This window comes from Shewanella sp. 10N.286.52.C2 (assembly GCF_002874545.1).
Classification (GTDB): domain Bacteria; phylum Pseudomonadota; class Gammaproteobacteria; order Enterobacterales; family Shewanellaceae; genus Shewanella.
In genome coordinates this window covers 139,553-151,754 of record NZ_MCTV01000039.1, presented here as the reverse complement: position 1 = coordinate 151,754, position 12,202 = coordinate 139,553, and the positions used below count along the sequence as shown (strand labels likewise).

Annotated in this window: 12 protein-coding genes and 2 tRNA genes; 5 read left to right on the top strand and 9 right to left on the bottom strand. The window is 38.9% G+C overall.

Going from position 1 to position 12,202, the window contains the following annotated elements; all coding sequences use genetic code 11:
• Window positions 1-25 precede the first annotated feature (25 nt).
• The 5 genes from BCU94_RS14465 to thrS form a co-directional block, all read right to left on the bottom strand.
• Window positions 26-595 carry a GNAT family N-acetyltransferase gene (locus BCU94_RS14465; protein WP_102435421.1) on the bottom strand — a complete coding sequence of 190 codons (570 nt, stop codon included), beginning with the start codon at window positions 593-595 and terminating at the stop codon, window positions 26-28.
• A 99-nt stretch (window positions 596-694) separates the two neighbouring features.
• Window positions 695-1,054: a 50S ribosomal protein L20 gene (gene rplT, locus BCU94_RS14460; RefSeq protein WP_076540889.1), complete on the bottom strand. Its 360-nt coding sequence runs from the start codon at window positions 1,052-1,054 to the stop codon at window positions 695-697.
• Between the two features lie 18 nt (window positions 1,055-1,072).
• Window positions 1,073-1,267, bottom strand: coding sequence for a 50S ribosomal protein L35 (rpmI, locus tag BCU94_RS14455; RefSeq protein ID WP_055023949.1), 195 nt, complete (start codon window positions 1,265-1,267; stop codon window positions 1,073-1,075).
• 89 nt (window positions 1,268-1,356) lie between these two features.
• Window positions 1,357-1,899, bottom strand: coding sequence for a translation initiation factor IF-3 (infC, locus tag BCU94_RS14450; protein WP_076540890.1), 543 nt, complete (start codon window positions 1,897-1,899; stop codon window positions 1,357-1,359).
• Between the two features lie 3 nt (window positions 1,900-1,902).
• Window positions 1,903-3,831 (bottom strand): threonine--tRNA ligase, encoded by a 1,929-nt coding sequence (gene thrS, locus BCU94_RS14445; RefSeq protein WP_102476777.1) that lies wholly within the window; start codon window positions 3,829-3,831, stop codon window positions 1,903-1,905.
• Between the two features lie 386 nt (window positions 3,832-4,217).
• Here thrS and BCU94_RS14440 point away from each other — a divergent pair, with 386 nt between their 5' ends.
• Window positions 4,218-4,418, top strand: coding sequence for a CPXCG motif-containing cysteine-rich protein (locus BCU94_RS14440; RefSeq protein ID WP_102435425.1), 201 nt, complete (start codon window positions 4,218-4,220; stop codon window positions 4,416-4,418).
• 80 nt (window positions 4,419-4,498) lie between these two features.
• Here the strand turns inward: BCU94_RS14440 and BCU94_RS14435 are convergent, their stop codons facing one another.
• On the bottom strand, window positions 4,499-5,116 hold the full coding sequence (locus tag BCU94_RS14435; protein ID WP_102476776.1) for a riboflavin synthase subunit alpha: 618 nt from the start codon (window positions 5,114-5,116) through the stop codon (window positions 4,499-4,501).
• Between the two features lie 29 nt (window positions 5,117-5,145).
• Here BCU94_RS14435 and BCU94_RS14430 point away from each other — a divergent pair, with 29 nt between their 5' ends.
• From BCU94_RS14430 to BCU94_RS14420, 3 genes are all read left to right on the top strand, one after another.
• Window positions 5,146-6,516 (top strand): MATE family efflux transporter, encoded by a 1,371-nt coding sequence (locus tag BCU94_RS14430; protein WP_102435429.1) that lies wholly within the window; start codon window positions 5,146-5,148, stop codon window positions 6,514-6,516.
• Window positions 6,517-6,720: 204 nt separating this feature from the next.
• Window positions 6,721-6,797: transfer RNA gene (locus BCU94_RS14425), tRNA-Val, on the top strand.
• Window positions 6,798-6,817: 20 nt separating this feature from the next.
• A tRNA-Val gene (locus tag BCU94_RS14420) sits at window positions 6,818-6,894 on the top strand.
• Window positions 6,895-7,247: 353 nt separating this feature from the next.
• Here BCU94_RS14420 and BCU94_RS14415 read toward each other — a convergent pair.
• A complete protein-coding gene (locus tag BCU94_RS14415; RefSeq protein ID WP_102476775.1) occupies window positions 7,248-8,414 on the bottom strand; it encodes an endo-1,4-beta-xylanase in 1,167 nt (388 codons plus the stop codon).
• A 567-nt stretch (window positions 8,415-8,981) separates the two neighbouring features.
• The gene (locus tag BCU94_RS14410) at window positions 8,982-10,226 is read right to left on the bottom strand and encodes an endo-1,4-beta-xylanase (RefSeq protein ID WP_241905015.1); all 1,245 of its coding nucleotides are present in this window, start codon (window positions 10,224-10,226) and stop codon (window positions 8,982-8,984) included.
• A gap of 132 nt (window positions 10,227-10,358) precedes the next feature.
• On the opposite strand from BCU94_RS14410, the gene BCU94_RS14405 reads away from it, so the two are divergent.
• Window positions 10,359-11,411 carry an SMP-30/gluconolactonase/LRE family protein gene (locus BCU94_RS14405; protein WP_102476774.1) on the top strand — a complete coding sequence of 351 codons (1,053 nt, stop codon included), beginning with the start codon at window positions 10,359-10,361 and terminating at the stop codon, window positions 11,409-11,411.
• On the opposite strand, the gene BCU94_RS14400 is transcribed toward BCU94_RS14405, so the two are convergent.
• Window positions 11,408-12,196: a ThuA domain-containing protein gene (locus BCU94_RS14400; protein WP_102476773.1), complete on the bottom strand. Its 789-nt coding sequence runs from the start codon at window positions 12,194-12,196 to the stop codon at window positions 11,408-11,410. The genes BCU94_RS14405 and BCU94_RS14400 overlap by 4 nt on opposite strands.
• Window positions 12,197-12,202 lie beyond the last annotated feature (6 nt).

The following is a 12,202-nucleotide window of genomic DNA, read 5'->3' as shown; positions in this document are numbered from 1 at the left end:
CTATTACTGCACATTACTCATTTTTTTAATGGTTAACTTTCAAACTGTATATTACAACTTCAGTTTTGCCATTAACATCTGAATGAAACTGCTGACAGATAAATTCCATTCCTATTTTCTTCATAATTTTAATTGAACCTAAATTATCCTTATCCGCTATTGCTGTAAAACGTTCAATAATTGGTTGTTCCTCTACCAATAATTTAATCACTGCTTTGGCGCTTTCTGTCGCATAACCTTTCCCCCAAGCTGATTGTTTGAATCGCCAACCAATTTCAAGATTATTAAATTCAGGGGTCTCACTGAAAAAGCCCATGGGCCTAATCAATATCCAACCAACAAAGTTATCACGACGATCAACAGTATCTAGTTCTCGCTTTTCAAACACCTTCCAAAAGCCCCACCCTTTGGATGGCGTTAAATAACTTGCCAAACGTGGTATAGAAATATGTTCTATATCAGATTTTGAGGTAGGTTTTCCGCCGTTTATATATTTCATCACATCGGGATTTTGGTCTAGAGCGTAAAGTAAATCGGCATCATCAAGCGTCATAATAGCAATTGATAATCTGTCTGTTGCTAACTGGGTTTTCATAACACCTACTTCCAATAAGTCAAACACAATGGCAAGATTCTAAATTTTAGATATAAAAAAAGGAACCCTAAGGTTCCTTTTTTAAAGAATAATAACTAATTACTTAGCTAAAGCTTCTTTTGCTTTTTCAACTAAAATTGTGAAAACAACTTTGTCGAATACAGCGATGTCAGCCAAAATTTTACGATCGATTTCGATCGAAGCTTTTTTAAGACCGTTAATGAAACGGCTATAAGAAAGACCATTTTGACGAGATGCCGCATTGATACGTGCAATCCAAAGTTGACGGAATTGACGTTTCTTTTGACGACGGTCACGGTAAGCATATTGACCAGCTTTAGTTACTGCTTGAACAGCAACACGGAAAGTACGAGAGCGAGCTCCGTAATAACCTTTGGCTAATTTAAGTACTTTCTTGTGACGAGCACGAGCGGTTACACCACGCTTAACTCTAGGCATTGTTCATATCTCCTTTAATTAAGCGTATGGTAGTTGACGTGCAATTGCTGGCACATCAGACTTAGCTACTAAACATTTAGCACGTAAGTGACGTTTACGCTTAGTGCTCTTCTTTGTCAAAATATGACGTAAGTGTGCCTGTTTGCGCTTGAAACCATTAGCGGTTTTTCTGAAGCGTTTTTGGACACCCTTATCTGTTTTCATTTTAGGCATTGCTAAAACTCCGCATTGGGACATTAATAAAACGTAAGGCGAGCAAAACCCTCAAAAAGGATTTTGCTACTTTTTAATTGGTTGCCCTACTATTTCTTTTTAGGTGCTAGGACCATAACTGCTTGTCGACCTTCCATTTTCGGGAAAGATTCAACAACAGCATATGTTTCCAAATCTGCTTTGATACGGTTCAAAAGATCCATACCTAAGCTTTGGTGTGCCATTTCGCGACCACGGAAACGCAGCGTAATTTTCGCTTTGTCCCCATCTTCTAGAAAACGAATCAGGTTGCGTAGTTTTACCTGATAGTCGTTTTCATCAGTGCCAGGACGGAATTTAATTTCCTTCAGCTGGACCTGTTTCTGCTTCTTCTTTTGTTCTTTTTGAGCTTTCGCTTTATCAAAAAGGAACTTACCGTAGTCCATAATGCGACAGACCGGAGGCTCAGCGTTAGGACTAATTTCAACCAGGTCTACACCTGCTTCATCAGCTAATTCTTGAGCCTGTGAAATACTTACGATTCCAACAGATTCGCCTTCGATATCCGATAGACGAACTTCTGGTACGCCAGTGATTTCTTCGTTAATACGATTAGGGGCTGGCTGTCGCCCTGCTGCTCTCTTGATCTTTATGACCTATTCCTCCAACAAAATTAGACTACGGTTCGAAATTTGTTTTTGTATCTTGGCAATAAAATCATTGATTTTAATCTTGCCTAAATCGATACCGTCACGCGTTCGTACCGCAACTTCCTTATTTTCTATCTCTTGATCACCAACGACCAATAAATAAGGTACACGCTTTAACGTATGTTCACGTATTTTAAAGCCTATTTTCTCATTCCTCAAGTCTTTAGATGCACGAATACCACTTTCTTTGAAAGTTTTAACAATTTCATCTACATAATCAGACTGTTTATCAGTAATATTCATAACAATTACTTGCACTGGTGCAAGCCATGTCGGGAATTTACCTGCGTACTCTTCAATTAGAATACCGAGGAAGCGCTCAAGTGAGCCTAAAATAGCTCTGTGAATCATAACCGGTGTTTGACGAGTGTTATCTTCAGCAACATAGGTAGCACCTAAACGAGAAGGTAACGCATAATCAAGTTGCACTGTACCACATTGCCACGCACGATCTAAGCAATCATGCAAAGTAAATTCGATTTTTGGGCCATAGAACGCACCTTCACCAGGTAAAATATCAAATTCGATATCATTAGCCTTAAGTGCTTTCTTTAATGCTTCTTCAGCACGATCCCACATATCGTCATCACCAATACGTTTTTCTGGACGAGTTGATAATTTAACGACGATATTTTCAAATCCAAACGTACCGTATGTGTCATACACCATTTGAATACATTCACTGACTTGTTCTTGAACTTGGTCATCGGTACAGAATACGTGTGCGTCATCTTGAGTAAAGCCACGAACGCGCATTAGGCCATGTAAAGAACCTGATGGTTCGTTACGATGACAACAACCAAACTCAGCCATTTTTAATGGCAAATCACGGTAAGACTTCAACCCTTGGTTAAAGATCTGTACGTGTCCCGGACAGTTCATAGGCTTAATCGCATATTCACGGTTTTCACTGTTCGTTGTGAACATCGCATCAGCGTATTTGTCCCAATGGCCAGAGCGTTCCCACAAGTTACGATCCATCATTAATGGACCTTTAACTTCTTGGTAAGTGTATTGCCCTAGTTTTTGACGAATAAACTTCTCAAGCTCTAAATATAAGCTCCAACCATCATTGTGCCAAAACACCATTCCTGGCGCTTCTTCTTGCATATGATAAAGGTCTAACTGTTTACCAATTTTACGGTGGTCACGTTTAGCCGCTTCTTCAAGACGGTTTAAATGTACTTTAAGAGCTTTTTTGTCTGCCCAAGCAGTACCGTAAACACGTTGTAGCATTTTATTGTCAGAGTTACCGCGCCAGTATGCACCAGCAACACTCATTAACTTAAAGTTTTGACAGAACTTCATGTTAGGTACATGAGGTCCACGACACATATCAATATATTCTTCGTGATGGTAAAGCGCTGGGGTTGCATCTTTGCTGATATTTTCATCTAAGATTGCAATTTTGTATTCTTCACCACGAGCTTCGAACGTATCACGGGCTTCTTGCCAAGAAACCACTTTCTTAACAACGCTATAATTTGTTTTAGCTAATGCTTGCATACGTTTTTCTAACGCATCGATATCTTCTTGAGTAAGCTTGTGATCTAAATCGATATCGTAGTAAAAGCCATTATCAATAACTGGACCGATTGCCATTTTAGTTTCAGGCCACATTTGCTTAATAGCATGACCTAATAAGTGCGCACAAGAATGGCGAAGGATTTCAACACCCTCTTCATTTTTAGCCGTAATGATTGAAAGTTCTGAATCTGTGGTAATTAAATCACAAGCATCAACGAGTTCACCGTTCACACGACCAGCAATACACGCTTTAGCTAAACCAGGACCGATGTCGGCAGCGACATCTAAAGTAGAAACAGAATCGGCAAACTCACGTTTGCTGCCATCAGGCAAAGTAATAATAGGCATTTCATTTCCTTATCCAGTGGTGACCCACACGTAGGGCCACTTGGTAATTAATATATAAAAGAAATGCCACCGAACATCAGACATTACAGGAGTCTGAGTCATAAGTGGCATGAATACGCATTGTATGTGAAAAGGCCTTTTGCAAGCAAGCTAACTCAGTCGCAAAATTGAATAAAACACCATCACAACAGCTTTTTACACTTCTTGGATGACTCGATTAACTTTTAATAGCCAATGCAGCTGCTACCTCAACTGACAACTTTGGCATTACGCGAGTTTTACTAATGTTTACTATACTTAATTCCAAGCTCAATCCTGCTTGCTGCTAAACGGTTAAAGGTTTTTTAGTTTTGCAAATGCTTTAATGTTAAATACTGGGGGAAGTTATGAATTTAGTCAGCCGAGTAATAAGTTGTCCGCATTGCGGCCATAATCAACATGTTCATATTGATACTAGTTGTGGAGATCAAGAGTATTATGATGATTGTCGAGTGTGCTGCAATCCAATCCATATGCGATTGCAAGTAAACGATTCAAATAGAACCATTCAATTATTTATAGATTCTGATGATGAACAGTTCTATTAACAGTTGAACATGTAAAAACCTGCTTTAATAGGCTTAGATGTAGTAGCTTAGAATGTGTCATCAATCTAAGCCTTTGTAGGCTATTTTAGCAATGATTTTTTAGCTAAAATTCTTTCTACTGTATCGACTATAACTTGAGTTTGACTATCGATTTCGATATTGATTTTGTCACCCAGTTTGCAGTCACTCAAATTAGTTAATTTGAGCGTTTCTGGGATCAAATGTAACTTGAACTGGTCTTGATCAATCTCTCCTACCGTTAAACTGCATCCATTGACGCCTATAAAACCTTTATAGAAGATATAATCCATCCATTTAGCCGGTACTGTTAATGTTAAATTGTAATGCTCATCGGTATGACTTATGTGGGTAATTGTTGCCATGGTATGAACATGACCTGACAAAATGTGGCCACCTATCTCTTTTCCGAAGGTCAAAGAACGTTCAATATTGATTTTGTCACCCGGTTCAATAAAATTTAAGTTTGTTAGCTGTAAGGTCTCTTCCATTACATCAAAATAAACTCTATTATTCACCAGCTTTGTGACCGTTAAACAAACACCGTTATTTGCCACACTCGCACCAGTTTCTAAACCATGCTGTAGCTCTTCTGGAATATTAACTTCAAATGTTTTTAAACCACTCTGTGCTTTAATTGTAATAACATCACACGTCGCTTGTACGATACCAGTAAACATATTTGTGCTCTTTAGTTGAAGGTTTTTAAATGAATAACACAGGCTTTCAGGCCAAAAAATTAATCCAACTGGCAATGCCAGTATTAATTGCTCAAGTTACCCAAACAATGATGGGATTTATCGATACTGTTATGGCCGGTAGAGTCAGCGCTGTCGATATGGCTGCAGTCGCGATTGGTACCAGCTTATGGTTACCTGCTTTATTGTTTGTGCAAGGGCTACTGTTGGCATTTACACCAGTGTTTGCCCATCATCACGGCGCTAATAATCCAAAAGCAATCCAACCCTTGATGTCGCAAGCATTCTATATTGCCATAATTGGCAGTGTTGGTGTGTTGTTGTTCCTCTCATTTGCTAAAACTATTTTTACCATGATGGCTTTAGAACCTGAATTAGCCGAGTTAAGTGCAGGCTATTTACATGGTTTTATGTGGGGTGTACCTGCATTTATTTTGTACCAAATACTACGGGGCTGCTCTGAAGGCATCTCTTATACATTACCGACGATGGTTATTGGCTTTGTCGGTCTTGCGGTTAATATCCCTGCCAACTATATCTTTATCTATGGTCATTTCGGGGTCCCTGCGATGGGCGGTGCTGGTTGTGGTATTGCAACTGCATTAGTGTTCTGGGCTATGTTATTTGCCATGATGATATACATGCAACTTCACAAGAAATTTGCTGAGATAGCGCCATTTTCGACATTAAATAAGCCAAATTGGAAAACCATTTGGGAAATGATGAAGCATGGCACCCCTATTGCTATGGCTTTATTTTTTGAAGTCAGTCTATTTGCAGTTATAGCTTTATTGCTCGCCCCCCTTGGTGCTAACGTTGTTGCAGGCCATCAAATTGCCCTAAACTTCTCATCTATTGTATTTATGTTGCCATTATCAATCGGTATTGCCGTTTCGATTAGAGTGGGTTATTACCTAGGGCAAGATAAATTAGAAATATCAAAACTGGTGACAAAAATCGGGCTAATCATTGCATTCTCATTAGCAGTGGTAACGGCAATCATTACTGTATCGTTCAAAACTGAAATAGCCCTCCTTTACAATAATAACCCTGAAGTCGTTGCGCTAGCGGGTAGCTTAATGTTCCTTGCAGCTTTATACCAATTATCTGATTCTATCCAAGTTGTGGCTGCTGGCGCTCTTCGCGGTTATAAAGACACTAAGAGTGCCTTTTATATTACTTTAGTTTCTTACTGGGCCATTGGCATGACACTTGGCTATATACTTGCGCGTACAGATATCATTGTACCTGCGATGGGCGCACATGGCTTTTGGATAGGCTTAATCGCGGGCTTAACCAGTGCTGCAGTGTTATTTGCATTACGACTTATTTATATTCAAAAGAATGCTAATTTCAAAGCAGTATTGGAAGATAGAAGTTAATTTTAACTAGTCGTTATAAAATTTGAACGAGATGAGCATGCTGATAATGTTTAAAAAAAACACGCCTACGCTGCTATATGACTCAATTTGCACAGCAAATCGCCACTCGTTCATATTTTTGATTTTTTTGCTTGCATCAAAACGCGTATCCCGTAATATATCGCTCGTCCCAAAGATTACATGAAGATGTCATCTTACAAAAATACAACCGTAGCTCAGTTGGTTAGAGCACTACCTTGACATGGTAGGGGTCGGTGGTTCGAATCCACTCGGTTGTACCATATTTTTTGAAAGACACGTTACAACTGTAGCTCAGTTGGTTAGAGCACTACCTTGACATGGTAGGGGTCGGTGGTTCGAATCCACTCAGTTGTACCATTTCAAATCATAATAATTCAGCCAGCTTATGCTGGTTTTTTTATGTCTGTAATTCCTTCCTTTTAATACTATGCCATTTTCTAGATACCGCATTTTATCTAAAAATCAGCACTTTCTCTTAGAGTTACTCCAATGATGATTGCTAACGTATTTCCAGCACCAAACGTGTAAATAATCACCCTTATAAAAGGTTTAACGTTAATTAAACTCCAGTTAGCTGCTCTAACCCTTCCATTAATCGTAATAGTTCAAGCTGAAATTCAAGAAAACCAATCCCTTGATTTTTCCAACAGCAATAAAAAACCACTCAGTGATTGTTCAAAGAGTGGCTGTTTTGTAGTTTATATAAAGGCTTATAAAGAATTCACAAAAGTTTTTAACTTCATATCTCTATCAATGAGTAACGGATAATCAGTTCGCCCTGCCATTGGCCAACCGTTGCGCCAAGTTTGCTTGTCACTTACCCCCCAAAACGTAATTCGACCTATGCTGTCGCTATGTTTTTTATAGAGAGCAAACAAGTTTTGATAGCGTGATGCTAATTGCTGCTCTACTTCAATGGGTAAACCTGCAGCGTACGGGTTATATTGTTGTTGCAGTGCGACATCTAATGAGACGTCGGCGCCTGCTGCTAAGTTTTCAGGAAATGGTAAGACTGAAATATCAAGCTCTGTGACCATGACATCAACACCTGCTGCAGCAAACGCGACAATTGAATCTTCAACTTCGGTGAAGTCTGGGTAATCAAGAGAGTAATGCGCTTGCATACCAACACCATCAATTTGAATGCCCTTTTGTTTCAGTCGCTTGATTAACGCAATAGCACCTGCTCTTTTTTCAGGCTTAAACATATTGTAATCGTTGTAATACAGTTTGGCATTAGGCGCTGCTTGTTGTGCATAAATAAAGGCTTGTTCAATGAAGTCATCGCCGATAATTTGCTGCCATTTTGATTCACGCAAACTGCCATCTTCATTAAGTGCCTCATTCACTACATCCCAAGCAAATATTTGATCAGCATAACGACCAGCGACAGTTTTAATATGTGTTTCCATAACCTTTAATAGTTGTTCACGTTTTAAAGGATTTCCCGCATCATCTTCAAATACCCAGTCAGGCGTTTGCGAGTGCCAAACGAGAGTATGACCTACAAGTTGTTGATTATTTTGCTCAGCAAAGCTAACTAATGCATCAGCAACATCAAATTGATATTCGTTTGGTAACGGGTTCACCGACTCCCATTTCATCGAATTTTCAGGCGTGAAGGTATTGAAGTGTTTAGCCGCTAACAATAGCTCAGGATCGGTAGGGTTCAATACTTGAGATTTACTGATTGCTGTACCAATTTTAAAGTTTTCAGCAAATTGATTCTTTAAAATAATATCTTGAGTCAATGTTGCTGTTGCTTCAGGTTTTGTTTGCTGAGTGACACCTTGGTCATCATTACAGCCTGATAGCGCTAAAATTATCGTGGCACAACCTGCAATTAAAGGTTTATTGAATTTATTAATTATTTTCATCACTTTCCATGTCCAGCTATTTGTGAGTAATCAGGCCGAATATTAATGCATGACATCGACCAAACAAGGTTAATAGTTGTCGTTTAAACGAATCTAATTAGTGACTGATAGTCGCTAATCCGAATAAATATTGGCTTTAATTACAGGCTCTCAATTAAGCCTGAAACTTAATAGCCTGCTAATACCAAGGTAAGAAATGCCTAACTGATGAGTAAAGATTTCAGTTGCTCTCCCCATTTTGTAAATCAAGTCCAAAGCACTCATTATGATTATTCCTATACTGCTAGGGTTATAATGAGAAACCACCAAATAGTCCTTTAGACAACAAGCTAATCTAAAATAGACTATTTAGCTGCTTATTAAAACATTTATGTAACATAAATCTTGTATTTACTGACGATTTAACTTCAGCATCAAACGAATGATTACAGTCGTTATCAACATTAGCCGTTTAAACCAGAGCCAAATGGCTACAAAGTTTATCTACCGCTAATATCGGGAGTTTGAAGTAATAAATAACAACAATGTCTATCTGCGGCGCTAAGCATTCAGCTTGAAATCAGATGTTTAGTTAAACAGTGCCTTGAATGCAGGCTTAGGTTGGTGTTTTCTATCCCATAGCAGCGGATAATTGGTGCGGTTCGGAATTGGATAGTCATTTTTCCACGACATTCCATCATGTAATCCCCAAAAAGTGACTCTGTCGATCTTTTCATGCTTTGTTTTGAATATATCAAATAGCTCTGTATATCGTGCTGCTAATTTTGCTTCAATGTCAGCGGGTAAATGATCTGAATATGGATCTAAGTAAGTTTTAAATTCTTGCTCTTGAAACTGCGGGTGCATAAAGCCTTGCCCAATAACTTGCCCTTCTTTGGTAAATGGCAACACATCAATATCGAGTTCAGTGATCATCACCTTCAGCCCCAATGCTGCGTATACATCAATTGCCTCTTCGATGAGATGACCTTTGGGAAAGTTAAGTCCCCAATGCGCTTGAATTCCGACGCCATCAATTTTTATCCCTTCACTTTGGAGCATCTTGATCATACGTACAATACCGTCACGCTTAGCCGGTTTCCAGGCATTGAAATCGTTATAATAAAGCTCGGTATTAGGCGCGTACTTGGCGGCAAAGGTAAAAGCGGCTTTTGCCATTTCGTCACCACTTCCAATAACATTAGTCCACACGGTTTGACGATAGTTACCATCATCACCAATGACTTCGTTGAGCACATCCCAAGCATCCACTTTGCCCAGATACCTGCCTGCAACTAGCTTAATATGTTGCTCCATTCGATCAATTTGCTGTTCTGGAGAGTTTGCTTCACCATTCTTTTGCTTAAAAAACCAATCAGGCGTTTGGTTATGCCACACCAGCGTGTGTCCTACGACGAACATATTGTTGTTTTTTCCAAAATCAATAAATTGATCCGCTGCCGTAAAGTTGAATTGATCGGGAAGTGGGTTAACGATTTCTGCCTTCATGGAATTTTCAATGGTGATGGTATTAAATTGTTTGGAAATAATGCCAGCGCTAAGAGGATCCTGTCCTGAGACAATTTCATCATTCACTGCTACCCCAATTTTAAAATCATTTTTAATGTGTTGTTTTAAAGCTTCATTTTCAATGAGACCGTTCTGTATCTCAGCTTCAGTGGCAACGCCATGGCTTGAATACAACATTGAAAAAAATATTGGCATCACAGCTAGTTTTAAAACTGATAACTTTAATATTGCGAGGCTAGATACGCCTAAGCATGTCGTTAACGCTTGTTTCCCTACGCCTACTTTCCTTGTATTTAGTTTCATCCTGTCATCCATTGTATAAATAGTGTTAGCTATCTTATGAGGATTTTAATGTAATAGTCAATTTGACCACTTGGATTTATTTTGTTAATTTATTGATACAAAAAAAGCGGCTAAGCTTTTGAGCATCAATGCATGGTAGATAAACATGACAATATTCAAAGAGACGGTTTAGATATGAATACACTAACTAATGGCAATTTAAAGCGTGTTTTTGTTTTTGGGCTGATGCTAGTCTTGGGACCAAACATAAAGGCCGCTGATCAACAAAGCAATTTGATTGCCCCCAAATCACATTCAACCATAATTGCAAACTGCCCTAAGGATATACGTCCTTTTGCAAAAGGCCTATCACCTAAATTGATCACCACTCAACTCAAATTCTTAGAAGGGCCAACTTGGTCTAGGTTGACAGGTAAATTTTATTTTTCAGAAATGGATTTTAATGGTCCTCAAACAAATGGGCCAGAAGCAGCTATTTATTCATGGAATGAGCAAGACGGTGTTGAGTTGTTTATTGAAAATAGCGGTACCAATGGACTGCTAGCTGAGAATAAACAGTTAATCAGCATGAATCATGACACCCGCTCAGTGAATACATTTTCACTAACGACCAAAGAACGAGTGTTAATGGTAAATGACTTTAACAGCGCAAAATTTAATTCTCCCAATGACCTTATCAAGCATCCTTCAGGAGAATTATTCTTTACCGATCCCGACTGGCAATTAAGCGGTAGAACGCAACAAACCCCCTTCACCGGTGTCTATAAAGTTAATGTTAAAAATGAAGTCACTTTACTATCAACTAAGTTCATCAAACCTAATGGGATTAGTTTATCACCTGACAACAAAACTCTATATATAGGTGATTATAGCCATCAAATATTTGCACACCAACTTACAGAAAATAATGAATTAGGGGCATTAAGTTTTAAAATCAACATTGATACACCAGATGGGATCAATGTTGATTGTGCCGGAAACATCTATGCTGCCAGTCATAATGAAGGTAAATTATATGTCTATAACCCACAAGGTGAATTACTTCAAAGCGTTTATATTGCCCCTAAAATTACCAACTTGGCTTTTGGTGGTAAAGATTTAAAAACCATTCTTATCACCACGGGTAATGGCTTATTTACCTTACAATCAACGATTGCAGGTATATCAACAACTCATTCAAATTAATCTACTATTCCTTTACCCGTAGCAGCCCAATATAGTCCGCCATATAGATGGTCTAAAAAAAGCTTATTTTGATAAACTGGTTTGATATGGCCCAATGAAGTATAAAACGATCGACCGCCATCAAAGTTGTGATACCAAGCAATAGGATGAAAATCACCCATGCCGCTACCCTGCTTGGTGCCCCAATCAGCGTTAGGGTTATAACTGGTTTCATCGACAGTCAAAAGATAATTCAGTCCCGTTGAATTAGCTTCACCAAACTCATACCATTCGTCAGTCCACAGCATCTTTTCAGGCATTGATTCTAGACCAGGAAATTCACTAGACACTTTAGACAGCCAAGCTGTTTGCACTACCGGGTGTATAACGAACGTATGCCCAACGAGTTGTTGATACCAGCCCCAGTCATATTCAGTATCCGATGCACTATGTATCCCGACAAAACCTTTTCCAGACTGAATGTAGCGTTCAAGTGCTTGCTGCTGCTCATTCGACAAAATATCACCCGTAGTAGATAGAAATACCACGACATCAACCTTGCTGAGGTACTCATCGTTAAAGAAATGACTTTCTTCATGCCAGATCAGATTGAAATAATGTTTCTCTGCAAGCTTTTCAAACGCCGTGACGCCTGCTGGAATAGATTTATGATGCCAGCCAGCTGTTTTAGTAAATAATAGTACGTTGAATTGTTTAGCCGCTAAGGTTTCGAAACCTGTCGCGTGGCTGTGTTGGTGGTTAAAACCAACAATGGCTATAAATACCACGAGTAAAAATTTATGCATTTGTAA

Excerpts from the sequence above, each read along its gene's own strand:
- thrS (WP_102476777.1), bottom strand. The coding sequence starts at position 3,831 with ATGCCTATTATTACTTTGCCTGATGGCAGCAAACGTGAGTTTGCCGAT.
- rplT (WP_076540889.1), bottom strand. The coding sequence starts at position 1,054 with ATGCCTAGAGTTAAGCGTGGTGTAACCGCTCGTGCTCGTCACAAGAAA.
- BCU94_RS14410 (WP_241905015.1), bottom strand. The coding sequence starts at position 10,226 with ATGAAACTAAATACAAGGAAAGTAGGCGTAGGGAAACAAGCGTTAACG.
- BCU94_RS14405 (WP_102476774.1), top strand. The coding sequence starts at position 10,359 with ATGGTAGATAAACATGACAATATTCAAAGAGACGGTTTAGATATGAAT.
- BCU94_RS14400 (WP_102476773.1), bottom strand. The coding sequence starts at position 12,196 with ATGCATAAATTTTTACTCGTGGTATTTATAGCCATTGTTGGTTTTAAC.
- BCU94_RS14465 (WP_102435421.1), bottom strand. The coding sequence starts at position 595 with ATGAAAACCCAGTTAGCAACAGACAGATTATCAATTGCTATTATGACG.
- BCU94_RS14435 (WP_102476776.1), bottom strand. The coding sequence starts at position 5,116 with ATGTTTACTGGTATCGTACAAGCGACGTGTGATGTTATTACAATTAAA.
- BCU94_RS14415 (WP_102476775.1), bottom strand. The coding sequence starts at position 8,414 with ATGAAAATAATTAATAAATTCAATAAACCTTTAATTGCAGGTTGTGCC.
- BCU94_RS14440 (WP_102435425.1), top strand. The coding sequence starts at position 4,218 with ATGAATTTAGTCAGCCGAGTAATAAGTTGTCCGCATTGCGGCCATAAT.
- BCU94_RS14430 (WP_102435429.1), top strand. The coding sequence starts at position 5,146 with ATGAATAACACAGGCTTTCAGGCCAAAAAATTAATCCAACTGGCAATG.
- rpmI (WP_055023949.1), bottom strand. The coding sequence starts at position 1,267 with ATGCCTAAAATGAAAACAGATAAGGGTGTCCAAAAACGCTTCAGAAAA.